Here is a 16,542-nt window from a genome sequence, read left to right as displayed (position 1 = left end):
TTCTTTTGTTCTTCCAGTAACTAGGCCCCATACGGCGGATTCGCAATGACCACATCAAACCCTCCCCTGTGATGAAACACCTCAGAAAAATAAACCTCAAAGTCAAATTCTGTGTGTCCGTTTGTAATCTGGCTTATCAGTTCATCAATCTGCCTTTTATATTCCTGCTTTTTTGTGGGGTTGGTTTCATTAAAATAGAGCGGTTTTATTTTTTCAAGTTTAGAGAAAAGATGATTGTTAAACAGGGTTTTCTCCACTCCCAAGAGTGAATTTCCGCAGACAATCTTGTAATCCAGATTCGGCAGCGGCTTGATGTTTTTTATGTCATCTTCATCCACCACAAGCGATAGCCACAGCCGGAGTTTTGCAATCTCCACCGCGCCGGGGTCAATATCCACGCCGTAAAGAGATTTTTCGATGCATTGCCGTTTGAAATCGTAGGTTGTTCTTGGCGTATCTGACCTTAACCCTGACAGGGTTTCTGGGCTCAAGCTGCCTGCCTGTGCGTCTACACACGCAGACAGGGAAGCCTGATTTACAATAAAGGGCGCTAGCGCATTTCTCGCCTTTACAATTTCGCTCATCATACCAACGGGAAAGGCGCCTGAGCCAACTGCCGGGTCGCAGACGGTGATGTCCGCCAGTTTCTGGTCAATCAATACGGCATTCTTGCGTATGCTTTCGGGCAATTGTGATTTGTAACCGGAAGATTTCTGTTTGCCTTCTAAGATTTTTTGCTCTTTGATCAATGCTATTTCTTCATTTTCACTAACCTGCTCGCCGAAGTGTATCAGGGTCTCGACGTCTTTAACCCTGACAGGGTTGAGAGGGTTGGGAGCGATCAATTCTGTATGCAAGTAATTGATCAGGCTCTGCTGGCACATATAGTGGACAATCTCACGGGGGGTGTAATAAACGCCGTATTGCTTGTTGAATTTGCTTTCTTCGCCTTTTTTACCGCTCTTTAATGCTTTTTCATATTCCGCAAAGTTGTCAGGACGGACTGCATTAAACTTTTCATACGCCTTGCCCAGAAGTTCAGGATCAATGGCAACCTCTTTTTCCAGTGGTTCATCTTCTCTAACAGTAAAATTGTAGCGATCAAAAATATCCAGAATGCCGTCACACTCATTGCCTTCTTTGGTTTTATTTTTATTAGAGAACAGGCTGTCCGGCAGACAGATATCGGTATGTACCCAGTTGTATCCGCCATTGTTGCCAATGGGATCAAAAAGACCACCGTTTAAGAAGGGGATTTTGCAGTTAAACTAGCTGTAATAGTGATCATCATGACTGCGGTCGTTACGCAAAGCTTCGTAAAAGAGTGGTTCCAGAATGTCATTGAAGAAATTTTTATAGTCGCCGTGCCTTTTTTCAAAAAGCTCCCGCAAAAAGCGTTTAGAGCCTGTACCCCATTCGGCATCGCGGGCTACGCCGAACCAGCCTTTTTTCTGTAAAAAATAGAGAAATACAATCTGTCCCAATAGTTTTTTTGCAAAGTTTACGGTATCAACTCCTTTAGATTCAAATTCATTCTTCAGGCTGGTAGAGACAGGTTTGAAACCTGTCTCTACTATTTTGTCCAGTTCTTCTTTTGTACGGATAAAAAGCCTACGGTATTCCCGGAAAAATTCTTCGGTTACGGTTTCAATATCAAATGCCTGTTCCAGTTCTTTAAGGGTTGGGTTACGCTCATCATTTGCCAACATATTAACCAACCTGCTCTGGGCAGTGTGGCTGGTTTCGTTTGCGCCGACCAGGAATGACCACCGGCGTGCAGGTGTAAACTCTTCTTTTACTTTCATTCTGCCGGTTTGAGTCTGTTCAAACTTATAGTCCATCTTGACCAGGGAAAAACGCCAGTCTGCCGAATCCGGAGATACAAAGGCAACCAGCGCCGCCGCCTTTTCATTTGAACTGCCATATTTGCCCTGTAAATACCCGGCAACAAAGTTTCGCTGCATAGTGCGGGCGCGTTCAAGGGAGGTCTCTTTCTGAAGTTTTATGATAAGGATATCAATTCTGTTTTCATCGTCATTGAATTTGCCGATGCGCTCCAGACTGCTGACGTATGGCTTGTAAGCGTCGGGAATGAATTGGCCATGACGTGGAGAAATGCGGTCTTCTTCAATATGGTTCAAAAGGTCTTTGATGAATCGGGTAAACCTGCCCTTATCAAAAGGGTTTTCAAATGTCTCCTGAATAATTTGTTTTGCCTGTTGTTTGTCCATAATATATCTATTTTCCCAGTAGTTTCTTAACGTACCTTTTGCCTTTATCTGTCAGCCGGTATTTCTGGAGCTTACTCCGAGGCTTTTCCGGGATAGTCATTTCTATTAGCCGGTGATGTATTGCCGGTCGTATATAACTGTATAGGAATGTAGGGCGGTGTGACAGCCCCAGCTTGCGCATCAGTTCGCTGCCGCTCAATGTATATCCATGCAGCGATGACAACAACCTTTCTACTTGTTCGGTAACTTGTTCGGTAACTTGTTCGGTAACTTGTTCGGTCTTTTTGAAAACAGTAACCATAAAGCCGCTGCTCATTTCCCTGAATTCAGGAGTTGGAAGTCCGTATTCTTTAAATCCGTTAAGTATTCTTTTGATGCCTGAGCCGTATTTCTCTATCAAACCAGCAGATTTAAAGGCTTCTGCTATCTTCTTGTTGCGGGCAATTGAAACATAATCACCTTTTAAAAGCCTGGTTATAGTAAGCCCTTCGGGCAGATTGCCCGGGTTAAAAAATTCGATTTTATCATCATAAACCTTGATTATAGAGTCCGATGGACTTGTGTAGTCCCTGTGTATAATTGCATTAATGACTATTTCACGGATTGCATTAAGCGGATAATCCCATCGTTCTTCCCGCTGCGGCCTTCCGGTAATAATGTATGCCTTGTTGATATGTTTTTTAATAAAATGCATGACGCCCTCTACTTCTGAAAAGAGGTCGGATTTGAGAGTGGCGCCATCCTTGATAATGGTATCTGTCTGAAACCTGCCGAGTTCTATAGTGCTGATACCTGATTCTCCAGTCATAAAAAGGAGAAAACAGGCGTACGTTATTTTGCCTTCGCGCATCAATTCAAATTTTTGTAATACCGTCAGCGGGTCATCCAGAATAGGATTTTCTCTGTTCGCATTGGTACACTCAATAAATCTCTGAACCTTATCAAGCGAAATGTTTTTTTCGGAGTGATGCTCATCAATATGGAAGTCCCAGCTTGAGTTGAATGTCCTGATGTGTAAATTTACCACTTCTGACACTGATAACTGGTGGTTTGCATTCTTGATGCGTTTGTAATATCTCCCCTTGCATGCAACAGGCTTTACCGGTGATTCCTGTACAGAAAGGATTACAATATTCTTCTTTTTGATTGTTCCGGTTTCAACATCAGGTATTATTGTATGAGATGTATATTGTTTGACATGGTTAATCCAGTTTTGGACAGTCTCTTTGCCGACTTCTGTTCCTTTTATCTCTCCCTTATCGGATACGCCAATAAAAACCTTGCCACCGCTGGTATTGGCAAAGGCGACAAGGGTTTCTATAGCTTCCCGGTCAAAGCTGAGTTTGAATTCAACCGTCTCTGACTCGCCGGCAGTAAGCATATTTTTAATTTTTGTATCTATCATTTATTCCCCCGTCAAATACATAGACAAAATGACTTCCCGTTTGCCAGAGGATTGAGTATGTCGCTCAGCATAATGTTCTTCCAGAAGTTTTTTCGGTATATGCGTCTGAAGTACTGCCAGCACCTTGAGCGGGTTAACGATTTCATTCTTCAGCGCATTCAGGGTTTTCAGCGTTTGCGTTGTAGTCTGTTTGGGCAGTCCGCCTTCCTCAAGTTGAGCAAGGACTTTTTTGAGGTATAGTTCCTGGTCTTCTGTCAGTTTTTGGGTATTCTTCGTAGTTGCCTTTAAAATTCTCAGAATACTTGCAGTGCTGTCGCGTCCGCCCCTTTGCCCGTGATGCGGCATTTCTTCTATTGTTGCCAGGATGAATGCCTCTTTGTTTTTATCCAGAAATTCGTAAAAGTGTCCGGGAAGGTCTTTCTTTTCTTCATCAGGGGCGCTTTCCAAAATCTTTGCCGCAGATATGAAATCCATTTCTTCCGCCGCATTTTTACTGCCGGCTTTGAAAAATTTCTGGAGTTTTCCCCGTCTGAAGTAGGTAATTAACCCTGACAGGGTTGAAAACCCTGTCAGGGTTTTGGCAGTACGTGCCTTTTTGGGGAGGCGTTTTATTTTTTCAAACAGGTCGGGGTCTTTATCGCAAATCTCTTTAATGACCTGGAGGTATTTCAATTCGCTTTCCTCTGCGCCTTCCTCCCCTTCCAGCGTCTGTCTGGAAATTAACCGGTTAAAGAGTTCATGCGAACCAATGGGTTCACCTTCAGTCAAAAGTTCTGCATCACCGCCAAGCAGTGTTAAAAAGGCATTGATTTTCGCCTCCGCTGCTTCTTTCAATTTTATCTGGTCGTTTGATTGTCTGGTCGGGAAGAAATTAAAGGTATGAATCGTGTCAAATGGCGTATCCACGCGGTTGACACGCCCTACGCGCTGCATCATGCGGGTAGGATTCCAGGGGATATCGTAATTTATCACTGTATTGGAACGGTGCAGGTTGACGCCTTCGGCCAATACTTCCGTGGAAACCAGTATCCGGTAATCTTCTTTAGGATGACGTGATTTGGCGTCAAAATTTTCAATAACCTTGTCTCGAGTTGCCTCACCCGAATCACCGGTAAAACACAGCACCTTATCCGGATAATGTTCATTTATGTTTTTGAACAGATAGTTTGCGGTTTCCTTTGATTCCGTAAATATAATCAGATGATTCTCTTTTAAGACCGGGTTTTGGGATAATTCCCCCAAAAATTTTAAAAGCTTTGGGTCCCGGTCAATGTGATGCCACAGTTTTTTAATCTCAAGCAGAATGTCATGGTCGTGCTGTAAATCCTCCCTGAAACCTTCTCTAAATTCACTGCTTGCGTATCTTTCCGCCTTGCCTTCCTCTATCAACTGCTGGACGGCTTCATCATCGTCGCTATCAAGCAATTCAAATATTTTACCGGTGTGTTTTTTGCTTATATAAACACTTCCGTCATCAAGCTCTTTTATAAACATCTCATAAGAGCGGAGGAATCTGTCCACCGAATTTTTGAATGCAAAGAAGCTGCTTTCAAGGCGCTTAACAAGCAGGATTTTCATAAACTTGCCCATGTTTCTCTGTGACTGCTTTTCAAGCTGGCCAACTTTACCTTCATAGTAAAGCATGGGCATATAACGGGCGTATTTGAATTTTTGCGCTATCAATGCTATGGTTTTGCTGAATATTTCGTCCTCCGTATCATTGAGTTCATAAAAAAGGGGGACAGGCTTTTCAACATTGGGGAATTTAAGGTTTTGGCTCTTTATATCTTCACCAAAATATTTTTCAATTTCTTTTCTGGTGCGGCGAACCATGAGATATTTGAGGACTTTTTCCCGCAATTCCCGTGCATTTTCTTTTACCATATTTATGTATTTAACATGATCTTTCTGCCTGTCCAGTTTTTTTAACCTTTTGTCTAGCCCATTAAAGAAGCCTTCCATATCAGGAAGATTTGGGATAGTGCTTTTTTTGGCTTTTTGAAATAATTTTAAAAGGCTCAAAATATCTTTTGGCGCATTGTTATAAGGCGTTGCCGTTACAAGGACAACCCTTTTGCCGCGGCAGATCTCCGCCAATTTCTCATAGGTAACCGTTGTTTCTGTTCTAAAACGGTGTGCCTCATCAATGATAATATTGGTGTATTTCTCCGTCCCCCTGTCAATAAGGTCATCCAATTTGCCGAGTGATTCAAAATCCGCCGGCACCCTGAAATCGGAAAATACATTAGTCCAGGAGCCGGGATTCGATCTTTCAAGCAGCACAGGAGGGGCAATGACAAGTGTTCTGCCGTCAAGCTGTCCTGCCAGCATTGCCGATATGTATGTCTTGCCTAACCCTACAACATCAGATATAAAAACGCCGCCGTATTCCAAAAGTATCTTCCTGGCGTTTAAAACTGCCTGCTCCTGATATTCCAGTTTCTTAAATTCATGGGGAAGATATTTCAAAAACACCTCATCTGCCTGACTGAGTTCGTCTTTAAAATATTCATATAAAAATTTCAGATACAATTCGTAAGGGGTAATGGTATTGTTCAGCCATGTCTTTATTTGAATCGTATCGATATATCGTTCCCTTACATCAACGGCGTCTTTCCATAGTTCATTGAATTTTTGGAGTGCAAATTCATAATCAGCCCTCGTCTTTAATTCCACATTAAATTCAAGGTTATCAACAAGGCCTGATTGGGTAAAATTACTTGACCCAGTAATGACCCTGCCAGTATCCCTGTCACCTTCGACAAAGGTCATAATGTAAAGCTTTGCGTGAATATTTTCGGTTGGGTAAGCCCTGATTTCCAGTTTTCCGTTTTTCAGCCATTCAATAAACTTAAGGATTCCACCTTCAACTTCTGTTCTATCCTCAGAATTTTCTACTTCTTCCGTGACAGACTGTTCGAATTGTTCTTTTACTTCGGCGTGAGAATATGGGAGTGTTGATTGGTGATTGTTTTTTGCTTTTTGAATAAGTTCTATTGCCTGTTTGTTTGTACTTATCCCGATAAGAATCCTGACCTTTTCGGTATTTTCTAAGGATTTGTAGATGGCATGAAATCCGCTGGTATAGAAATAACCAACGAGTACATCGAAGAGCCGGGTGTCTGCAATAAGGACCCTGAATCTTTCCAGGAGGTTTCTGTTTTCTTCATTGGTAATAAAGGTTAAATCTGAGTTCACAATGCGGCTATTCCCCATCTTCATTAAGAAGTCTTTTTAACATGCCAATTCCCCGCTAATTTATGTAATAAACCAAGGATCAGCATTCATTTGTATGCATTGAATACCACCAATGGCTAGCAATGTCAATACTGAAATTGTGGGTGGTACATTACGCGCATGGGAGAATGTTTTGGATTTGTTTTGAATTTTAAGCCTTGCAATTAGAAGGTGTTTAGTCATTGGTCATTGGTCAATTGTAGGGACATGGTGCTCCGTGTTCCTACGTTTTTTTAATCTGTACAATCTCTGTAATCTGTGGGATCAATAGAGGATCAATAGAGGGACACTTCCCGTATTTCAAAAATTAATATGGGAAGTGTCCCTCTATTCTCTCTATTCTATTATTATATAATTGCCCTTCTTTCCATCTCGACCATCAATAAGGTTACGGACAGGTGCAAAGATAGTTTTTGCCCAACCATTGCCCATATCCTCAACAAGAAAATTAGGGACAAATAACCTTGGAACATAATCGGCCAGTTAAGAAAAATATATAAAAACATAGTATTTAATATGCAAGCTTGCAAAACAAGGCAAATGAAGTGGGAGTGTCCCTAGCATGTAAAACCAGAGGGATTAGACACCGGAATGCACGAATAAAGATATATTACGGGAATTTTTAGACCTGATACAAAATAAAGTGTAGAAAAAAATTACTCTATACTTTTTAAGCCGAATATACACCATCGCTGAAACTTTTATTTGACTCAGTCTGAGGAGCGTAGGGACGAGGGGTGTAAAATCCCGTAATGGTAATGCCTTCTCTTGAATTCCTCCCTATCCCACTGTAATTAATCGTAACACTTTAGTTTTTTGAAACCGTAGGGGCGAATCATTTGCAATAACTGGAATACATGCGTTCATGCCCAAACATGCAAATGCTTCGCCCCTACATCATGAGTTCTGAACTTACAAAAAAAGAGATTTTTACAGGGTGATACCATAAACCCATTTACTGGCAAAATGGATTCGTGTATTTCTCTATACCTACCGTAGTCATTGGCCCGTGGGCGGGAAAGACAAGGGTTTCGTCAGGCAGGGTGAAGATGTGCTTGCGGATATGTTCTGTCTGGCATTGAGCGGCCTTTGAAGAATTCGTACCGCCAACTGAACCGCAAAAAAGCGCATCTCCCGTAAACACACCACCGGGGATATAGTACGACATTCCATGAAGAGTATGGCCCGGCGTGGATAATGCTTTGAATTGCAGCGAACCAACCGCAATTATTTCGCTGCCCTGCAACATGTTATTGGCAGAACGTACCTCTTCCTGTCCGGCATAACTCCTGACGGGATAACGGCGGGAAAACTCCTGCATGCCTTCGGTATGGTCCCAATGTCCATGTGTAAAAAAGAGATATTGTAAGAGGATTTGCTGCTCCCGGATAAAAGCCTCTATTTCATCGCTGAAACCCCCGGGATCAATAAATACCCCTACCCTGGTTTCAGGGTCTGCAACAAGATATCCGTTAATCGGGTAGCCTCCCACGGTAAAACGCCTGAATATCAGATTGCCAATCATGGCGTGGTCTCCTTTGAGTAATTCGTTTTTTTCAAAAAATGAACGGCAAACTCCATATTAATCATAGCGCACCTCATGCAGGTTTGCTGCCTGATTTATATCGGTATCAACCCACTTTGTATCTACAAAATGCGCCTTATGAAACACCGCTTCATCAAGCGTGCATTTCTCAAAACTGCAACGGATAAAAGTTGCTGCCCGAAAAATAGCCTTTTGCAGACGGCACTCCACAAACCGCGTATCAATGAAGGTTGAGGATGGAAAACGGACGAAAAAGGAATCCTCCCGCTCAAACAGGCAATCATGCCAAAATGAACCACTAAAGGCGACCTCGCTGAAAGAGGAATCCCGGAGCTGGCATTTGTGAAATGTGGAGAATCCGAAGGAACTCAGTTTTGCCGTGGTCATTTCCATCGTACATCCGGAGAAATGGTTTGAGGTAAAAAGGGCGTCCTGTATCATCACCTTTTCCCATTTACAATCCAGATAAAATCCCCCTTCGCAAAGGGCATGGTCGAAGGAAACATTTTGGAATTTGCTGTCCTGTGCCCGGAGGTAACGGAAACGCCCTTCCCAAAACCGGACAGACTGAATATGGCTTTCAATCAGGCGTTTGCCGGAGAAATCCTCTCCTGTGAGGGCCATATCCGAAAGGGCATCACAGATATAGATCTTTTTTTTCTGATTTTTCTCTGTTTTCATTGTTTGGTATATCCCTTTTTACTCTTTATCTTAAACGCCTGTTAAAAAACGCATTGTATCGTTATATCCCTGCCCTCTGCGCTTAGATCTATAACTACAGGGTTTATTTTCTTTTTGTTGTTATCATAAAGAATTTTTATAATGGGTCTGTTAAGTGAATCTCTGTTTAGAGAAAATACAAACCCGGTAAACCCTTCGTATACGCCGTTTTTAATCTTTATTTCTGTTCCTACCGGGTATTTCGGCAATAATTCCAGAAAATATCGTACTAATTCCTTATTAAAATGTGTCTCTGCCCCGTTTTTAATAAGCTCATATACGATATCATGAGGAATCGGGGGACGAAAAGGCCTGTTTGCAACACAAGCATCATAAAAATCCGCAATAGCTGCAATTTCTGCCGGCAGTATTATTTTCGCTTCATCGCTGTAACATATCTCATTTACATTATAGATGTCGAAGGTATTACTCCCCTTTAACCCCCGTGGATATCCGGAACCATCCTGCCACTCATGGTGCTGATAGGCGATGTGTGCAGCAACAAATCCCACATGTTCCATATCCTTCAGTAATTCATAGCCGAAAACAGGATGTTTTTTAATTTGTTCATTTTCATGTTCTGACAACTTTTCCCGTTTATTGAGTATTTCCATATCAATAAAAATGTTCCCGATATCATGGAGCAGTTTCCCGATAGCGATTTGTTTTAATTTATTTCTGTCCAGGCGCAGTCTCTTTGCAAAGAGTAAAGCCACAATCGCAGAATCAACGGAATGCTCATAGGTATAGTTGTCATGTGTTTTTATGGTATTCAGTCCAGTCAAAACCTCCTTGTCCATAATCTCGTCAATGAAAAAGCTTATATCGTTATTTAATTGTTTTAGTTCGATATTTTGCTGGAATGTTTTCTTGAACTTTTCGGAATTGATGCTGTTTATGATGGATTCACAGGTACTTCCTTTCATGCTGAGATCTTTAAAAGAATCAGAAATCTTTTTGTATGTTCTGATGACGCTTTTCGTTATCATCGTATGCACTTTTTCAGAAATAATCTCGGGCGTTTCTATATCCGCAGTGTCTTCCTCCTCCACATACACGCATACAATGCCTCTTTTTTTTAGGCTCAGAATATGATCCTGCGTAATTTCTATACCCTTTTTAAGGAGAATTTCATAATTATCTCCGTAAATAGTCTTACCAAGCACCATTCCGGGCGTAATGTTGTTTACATGTTTTCTTATCATAAATTTTATTTTATAACGGTTACCAGTAAAACCAATGAGATATAAATGTATAGAATATATAATATCTTATAAAAAATATTTTTTCCAGAGATTATGCAGGACGCACCTTCAGGTTTGCCTTTCTGCAATTATTTGTTTGCAGCCTGGCTACGCTATGAGATAATCGATATCCACTACTGAAGGTCTCAGTATAACATTTTGCACATTGCTTTTTTAGTACCTTATTAGTAATTTTTTTACATTTTTTGGCAAAATTTTTAATGGTGAAATCCGAAACTCTAAATTCGAAGCAAATTCTAATGACAAAATGATTTGAAATTCTAAACAAGTGTATCTTTCGGATTTTCGTGCTTCATATTGTTGCCTGCCTGTGCGTGATCGCACGCAGACAGGGATGTTTTGGATTTGTTTTGAATTTTATGCTTTGTTATTCGAATTTGTTTCGGATTTCGTACTTCGACTTTCGTATTTTTTATTTCTTGCTTGTTTGGTTCTGGCTATGCCGGCTTAGGAGGTTATTTGAGAAAAAATGAAAACCATCAGAAACGGTAGTTTTATTTGTATTGCAGCGTTGTTTTTTTTGTTTCCATGCGGCAACCTGTCGTATGGACAATCCGGGCTTCAGACTTTGCAGGAAGAGGAGGCACAGGGTGTTCCGGAAGAGACCGCTTCCCTGACGGCGTTGAGAGGGATTATTCAGATAATGGAAGAAATTCAGGGACAGATTGCCGTCAAAAAAAATGAACTTGCAGGCATAACAGAACAGGAACAAAGAATAGAAATTATTAAAGAAATTGAGAAACTCAAAGAACATTTGAATACATCAAGAGAAAATTTTGAAGAAATTGCAACCGGCCTTGACCTAAAAATGTTCGACGCAAAACCACAGAAACGGTTTGAGTGGAAAGAGGAAGTTCATGTGCTGATTGGGCCTATCATTAATGAGTTGAAGAGTGTTACCGCCCGACCAAGATTAATTGAAAATCTCCGGACGCAGGTGGCGTATCATGAAAAAAAGATTCAGTTTGTAAAAAACGCCTTAAGGAATATACAAGAATTTACAGCACTGGTGCAGGATGAGATGTTAAAAAAGCAATTAATTGCACTGGAGCACGAATGGTACAATAAAGGAAAGCAATGCTCTACGGAACTCACAATAGCCAAATATCAATTGGCGGAGAAAGAAAGTGAAAAGAAATCTTTGCTCGAATCAAGCCAGAAGCTGGTAAAGGGGTTTTTTAAGAGCAGGGGGAAGAATTTTATCTTTTCAATAATCGCCTTTTTTTCCGTTTTCTTCCTCCTTCGTTATATCCACAGGTACGTTTACCGAAGCAGTTCTGTTTACAAGTCGGTGAAGCATTCATTCTACGTACGCCTTGCGGAGGTATTTTACCATATTGCAACATTTGTTGGCGCTACAAGCGCATTGTTGATCGTGCTTTATATTTCAGGGGATTGGGTTCTTTTGGGATTGGCTTTCATATTTATATTCGGGATGATATGGACGGCAAAACAAACCTTGCCGCGCTTTTATGGACAATGCAAACTTTTGTTAAATCTGGGAACGGTAAGAGAAAATGAACGGGTAATATATAATGGCTTACCGTGGAGGGTTGCCTCCTTAAATCTGTACACCTATCTTGTAAACCCAGAATTAAAAGGAGGAGTGCTCCGGCTTCCGATCAGAGAACTCGAAGGGATTCGTTCCCGTCAATTTCATAAGGATGAACCATGGTTCCCCTCTAAAGAAAATGATTGGGTAATTCTTGCGGACGGTACTCTGGGTAACGTGGTTATCCAAACTCCGGAGATAGTTAAGCTTTTGGTTATCGGCGGAAGCGATAAAACCTATTCAACCGTGGAATTCCTGCAACAAAAACCTATAAACATTTCAACGGTGTTTTGCCTCCATATTACGTTTGGCGTTGATTACCAGCACCAGGCAATAAGTACTTCAGAGATACCGGGCATATTGAGGGAAATAATTTTAAAAGAACTTTCAAAAAGCGGTTACGAAAAAGATATCAATAGCATTGTTGTTGAATTTAAAGAGGCGGGGCCGTCTTCACTCAATTATTCAATCCTTGCCAATTTCTCAGGACGGGTAGCCAGGGACTATTACAAACTTTCCCGTGCCATTCAAAAAATAGCGGTTGATGCATGCAACAAGCATGGCTGGACAATTCCATTTACGCAAATTACACTTCATAGCGCAGAAAAACCGCAACCAAAAAGAGTTTGACTACAAAACACTAAGCACGAAGGGTACTAAGAAGAGAAACTTACAAAATCATGTAGTGCGACGAACCTCGTCGCACTACAAATGACAATTTCCAGGCACTTTTTGTCAAAATATTTATTGCCCCTTCGGCAAATTGCCGATTGCCGATTGGGGACTGTTTTCGTGCTTGTTCAGTTCTGGCTATGCCAGCTTAGGGATTAGAGATAGGATTTGCTATTTTCCGCAACCCCTCACATCATTTTTGTATTACTCCTTGCCAACCTTTACCTTGAGCGTTGCCTTTAACCCCTCTGCGGTGAAGAGTACTTTTGCATTGCCTTTCTTATTTCCGGCAGTGATGGTGAATGTTGCCTCACCGTTTTTATCGGTTTTTGCCGTTTTCGCCGGTATTTTTATAAACTTCTTCCCCTTTTTTATTTTTGCTTTTACCGTAATGCCCTCAGAGAAGCAATCATTGTCGCCCTTCACCGTCACGATAACTTCTTCACTTTCTTCCCTTGCGAGGTTTAATTCATACGCCGCCGCTATAGATTTCGCATCACATTCACCTGGCGCCGGACTTGGTGTTGGAGTTGGAGTTGGTGTTGGGGTTACGGTTGAAGATGGGGTTGCACTTGCATCTGCATTTATAAGTTCCTGTACTGCTATATATGATGGCTTTTCAATAAAAGTTACTTCGCCGGTGGTTTGGTCATTTATGACCTGTGCGAGCAATCCTTCTGCAACATCTGCCGCCTCTAATTCATCATTATCCCTCAAGGTGACAAATACCTTATCAACGCCATTGTCCAGAATGTCATTTATGGAGGAAGCATAGTATTCCGCCTGCGATATGAGGCCGTTTTTATAATTCTTGTCCGTTTGATAATTAGGGTCAGATGTGTATCCATGTTCCGATACCCATACCGGACCGTTGAAACCTATCGATGAAAACATCTCTATAAACTCTGCAACCATATCGGGCAATTTATCGAGATCATCACGAACGTGAATGTTGGCAATGTCAAATTTATCCGGGGCATTTTCTGCCACTTCTTGCAGCCATTCAGAGAGATCATCATGGTTTAGGGGCATAAAAACGCCCGCAATAAGCACGTTTGCAGAGCTGTCCGCCACCTTAATAGCGTCATATGTTGTGGAGAGCAATTGTGCATATTCCGAAGCATCGCCGTAAAAGAATCCTTCGCATGCAGTGCTGGTGCAAGTATATTCATTGGGTTCGTTCCAAACTTCCCAGTAATGAATATCGCCTTTGTATCGTCCCACAATCATGGCAATCCATTTTGCCCATTGATCATAATCTGCAGGGGGACAAAAATTGGGGTCATAGGTGGCCTCTCCTGACGGACAATTCCCTGCCCAATCTGGCATTGAAGTGAGTGTTCCCAATATCTGTATGCCATATTTTCCCGCCAAATCTACAATAATATCCATTGGCTCCCAGTCCGGAGGTGCGTCTTCCTGAACAAAAATAGAAGACAACTGAACATCAAGCCGCAGGTAAGCAACCCCCAATGCCGAACTTTTTGAAAAGAGTTCTTCGATGTCAACTTCCGGCATATCCGGGTAAATCATGGAGTGGGCGCCGTAATTCTCGCGGCTGTATGAATAAGAGTCGTTAACAAAGGAGATGCTTAATATTACCAGGAGGAGGAGGCCTCCAACTGTTTTTTTAATCCAGTAATTATTCATTTTCCCGATACCTTTCCTTAGACTAATGTGTTTTGGCGGTTATTAAATTGGGTTGGGTTTTAAAAGACAAAAACCCAGCGGCATTCATTTTTACCCATCCCGCACCCCTCCCAAGAGGGGAATTTGATGTAGAGACGCACGGCCGAATGAAAATTTCTATACTATCAAGTCAATGTATAATGCATGCATCATAATCCCCGTCGCAGAAGAATGTCTGCAAACGTCAATTTCCTCGCTGAGTAATATGGTGCGGGACTTCTGGTACGACTACACGAGCAATTCCGGACATAAACACATCTTAAATATTTTAAAAACAAAGTCTGTAATTAAGTATGGCGTCCCCTGAATTAATAAGGTTTGTTGAATTACTGTCCAGGTGTCCAAAAGATTTTTATATTTGTATGCGTGTGTTTTTACTTACTTATTTATTTTTAGCTGTGGTATATCGACATTTTTAGGCGCCTCCACGAAAACAGGCGTCTCGTCCAGAGCGATTTTTACAATGCCCCTTCTTATGGGTCTGTTATAAACGGTAAATGCCGTATCATAATCGGTTATTTCTTCCCCATATTCATACTCTGGAACAACCTTTGTAACGGTAATAAAGTTTCCGGGAATTCCTCTTAAACGCAGATCTCTCGTCTTTCCCGGAAAATAATCCGGATCGTCAAAATAATCCCACCAGGCAATATAGAGTGGCGTATTATCTTTTATGATCCTGAAAAGATATAGTAAATCAGTATCGGCGCCATCATGTAGCATTTCTAATGTTGACCAATCGGCGTCTTCTAATGTTTCAGTCATTTTTTTGTAAGAATAGTATCCGAGTTTTTTCACTCCAAGTCCTCTGTCTCCGGAATTTTTCCCTTCATAAATTAAGCCCGTGTGGTCAAAAATATCATCTTCATCTTGCCAGCCTTCCATCATTCCATAGGATTGGAAAATTTTTGATATGCCTCTTGATAATCCGTAAATGTAGCGCTTAAAATTATCAGTTGCATGCTGATGTTCCGTTTGATAAGGCAACCCTTCCGGCAGCCCTGAATATGTACCCATTTCAGTTGACCAAATAGGTATATCTTCAGGAAAGCCGCTTTTAACAAGAAAATCACGTACATGGTCCAAAATGTCGTCACCGGTTGTGTTGTCTTTCAAACGATAACCACCATCAGCTTCTTCATACCAATGAATATCAATAATATCTATAAAATTGCCATTTAATTCTTCAATAACGGATCCGTAATGTTCATCAAATCGGGACATGTAATCAAACGATAAACTTGATATCCCACCAAGCAACACGGCACAATCAGGACACGCATCTTTGATTGCCTGATAAGATATTTTTTGTAATTCTGCGAAATCTGACCAGCCAGAACCCCCAAACTCATTTCCCACCTGCCAATATTTGATTGGGTTTCGCAAACCCGGCATATCGTTGATTCCATCCCCATCGTATCGCTCTACAATTGTTTTTACAAAGTCAGTGTATTGTCCTTCATCAGTTGGGAACCATGAATCCTCCAATGTTCGTCCGCCACCAGGAGCAAGGCATCCCATAATACACATACTTGAAGGGACATTTCCCCATTGACGGTCATAAAAATCAAAATCGTACTCATCAATATCTACATCTGGCTGAACTATTGACCAATATGCCGGTGTTGCCTGGCGGGTCCATTTGACTCCAATATATTCAGCATCAAATAAGCCGTTGTTGGGATAGCCGTTTTCCAATACTGCCGCGGGATGATATCCAAAAACAGAATCCTCCGGATCTCCGGCTCTTGCAATTGATGCTAAAATGATAATCGTTAACGGAATAACTAATCTGGGTATATTTAAGGAAAATATTTTTTTAAAGAGTTTAAAAAAAGTGTTATTGCAAATAATGTTGAAATCTGCAGGTAAAAAAGGTTTGTTCAGGGATAAATTCCGGATTAGATTGTTTGAATATTTTGAGTTAAATAACATGATCATTCTCAACCTCCTCATTTTTGAAAAAGTGGTAACATTTTAGCTTTTTGAAAAATTCATGGGATAAAAAAAATACCCTGTAGCCCCGTTAGGGGCGATCTGTTTGTAGCGCAATAAAATTCAATCGGGTAAATAGCTCCATAGGAGCGGCCTGTCCATATTCTGGCAGACCTGTTTAATATGGATTTAAAAGAGACAGGTCGCTCCTAATTGTAGAGACAGGTTTCAAACCTGTCTCTACGATCTGTTATAATATTTTAATTTGCTACAAACAGGCTGCTCCTACG

Annotated in this window: 10 protein-coding genes; 1 reads left to right on the top strand and 9 read right to left on the bottom strand. The window is 41.3% G+C overall.

Annotation, left to right across the window (positions count from 1 at the left end):
• Nucleotides 1–20: 20 nt before the first annotated feature.
• The 7 genes from ABJL82_RS01780 to ABJL82_RS01750 all read right to left on the bottom strand — a co-directional run bounded on the left by ABJL82_RS01780 (nucleotide 21) and on the right by ABJL82_RS01750 (nucleotide 10,344).
• Nucleotides 21–857, bottom strand: a complete 837-nt coding sequence (locus tag ABJL82_RS01780; RefSeq protein WP_347272975.1) for a hypothetical protein — start codon at nucleotides 855–857, stop codon at nucleotides 21–23.
• A 411-nt stretch (nucleotides 858–1,268) separates the two neighbouring features.
• Nucleotides 1,269–2,231 (bottom strand): hypothetical protein, encoded by a 963-nt coding sequence (locus tag ABJL82_RS01775; protein WP_347272974.1) that lies wholly within the window; start codon nucleotides 2,229–2,231, stop codon nucleotides 1,269–1,271.
• A 7-nt stretch (nucleotides 2,232–2,238) separates the two neighbouring features.
• Nucleotides 2,239–3,636, bottom strand: coding sequence for a Fic family protein (locus ABJL82_RS01770; protein ID WP_347272973.1), 1,398 nt, complete (start codon nucleotides 3,634–3,636; stop codon nucleotides 2,239–2,241).
• Complete coding sequence (locus ABJL82_RS01765) at nucleotides 3,637–6,834, bottom strand: helicase-related protein (RefSeq protein ID WP_347272972.1); 3,198 nt, start codon at nucleotides 6,832–6,834, stop codon at nucleotides 3,637–3,639. It lies immediately after the preceding gene.
• 994 nt (nucleotides 6,835–7,828) lie between these two features.
• The gene (locus tag ABJL82_RS01760) at nucleotides 7,829–8,398 is read right to left on the bottom strand and encodes an MBL fold metallo-hydrolase (protein ID WP_347272971.1); all 570 of its coding nucleotides are present in this window, start codon (nucleotides 8,396–8,398) and stop codon (nucleotides 7,829–7,831) included.
• A gap of 57 nt (nucleotides 8,399–8,455) precedes the next feature.
• Nucleotides 8,456–9,100 (bottom strand): pentapeptide repeat-containing protein, encoded by a 645-nt coding sequence (locus ABJL82_RS01755; RefSeq protein WP_347272970.1) that lies wholly within the window; start codon nucleotides 9,098–9,100, stop codon nucleotides 8,456–8,458.
• A gap of 41 nt (nucleotides 9,101–9,141) precedes the next feature.
• On the bottom strand, nucleotides 9,142–10,344 hold the full coding sequence (locus ABJL82_RS01750) for an HD domain-containing phosphohydrolase (protein WP_347272969.1): 1,203 nt from the start codon (nucleotides 10,342–10,344) through the stop codon (nucleotides 9,142–9,144).
• A 529-nt stretch (nucleotides 10,345–10,873) separates the two neighbouring features.
• Here ABJL82_RS01750 and ABJL82_RS01745 point away from each other — a divergent pair.
• Entirely contained in the window at nucleotides 10,874–12,586 is a 1,713-nt protein-coding gene (locus ABJL82_RS01745; RefSeq protein WP_347272968.1) for a hypothetical protein, read from the top strand.
• A 246-nt stretch (nucleotides 12,587–12,832) separates the two neighbouring features.
• Here the strand turns inward: ABJL82_RS01745 and ABJL82_RS01740 are convergent, their stop codons facing one another.
• Together ABJL82_RS01740 and ABJL82_RS01735 are read right to left on the bottom strand one after the other, a co-directional pair.
• Nucleotides 12,833–14,278 (bottom strand): glycosyl hydrolase, encoded by a 1,446-nt coding sequence (locus ABJL82_RS01740; RefSeq protein WP_347272966.1) that lies wholly within the window; start codon nucleotides 14,276–14,278, stop codon nucleotides 12,833–12,835.
• Between the two features lie 417 nt (nucleotides 14,279–14,695).
• Complete coding sequence (locus ABJL82_RS01735; protein WP_347272965.1) at nucleotides 14,696–16,258, bottom strand: hypothetical protein; 1,563 nt, start codon at nucleotides 16,256–16,258, stop codon at nucleotides 14,696–14,698.
• Nucleotides 16,259–16,542: the final 284 nt, after the last annotated feature.

The sequence above is a fragment of the Candidatus Kuenenia sp. genome (assembly GCF_039794105.1).
GTDB lineage: Bacteria > Planctomycetota > Brocadiia > Brocadiales > Brocadiaceae > Kuenenia.
This window is presented reverse-complemented; position numbering and strand designations above follow the sequence as displayed.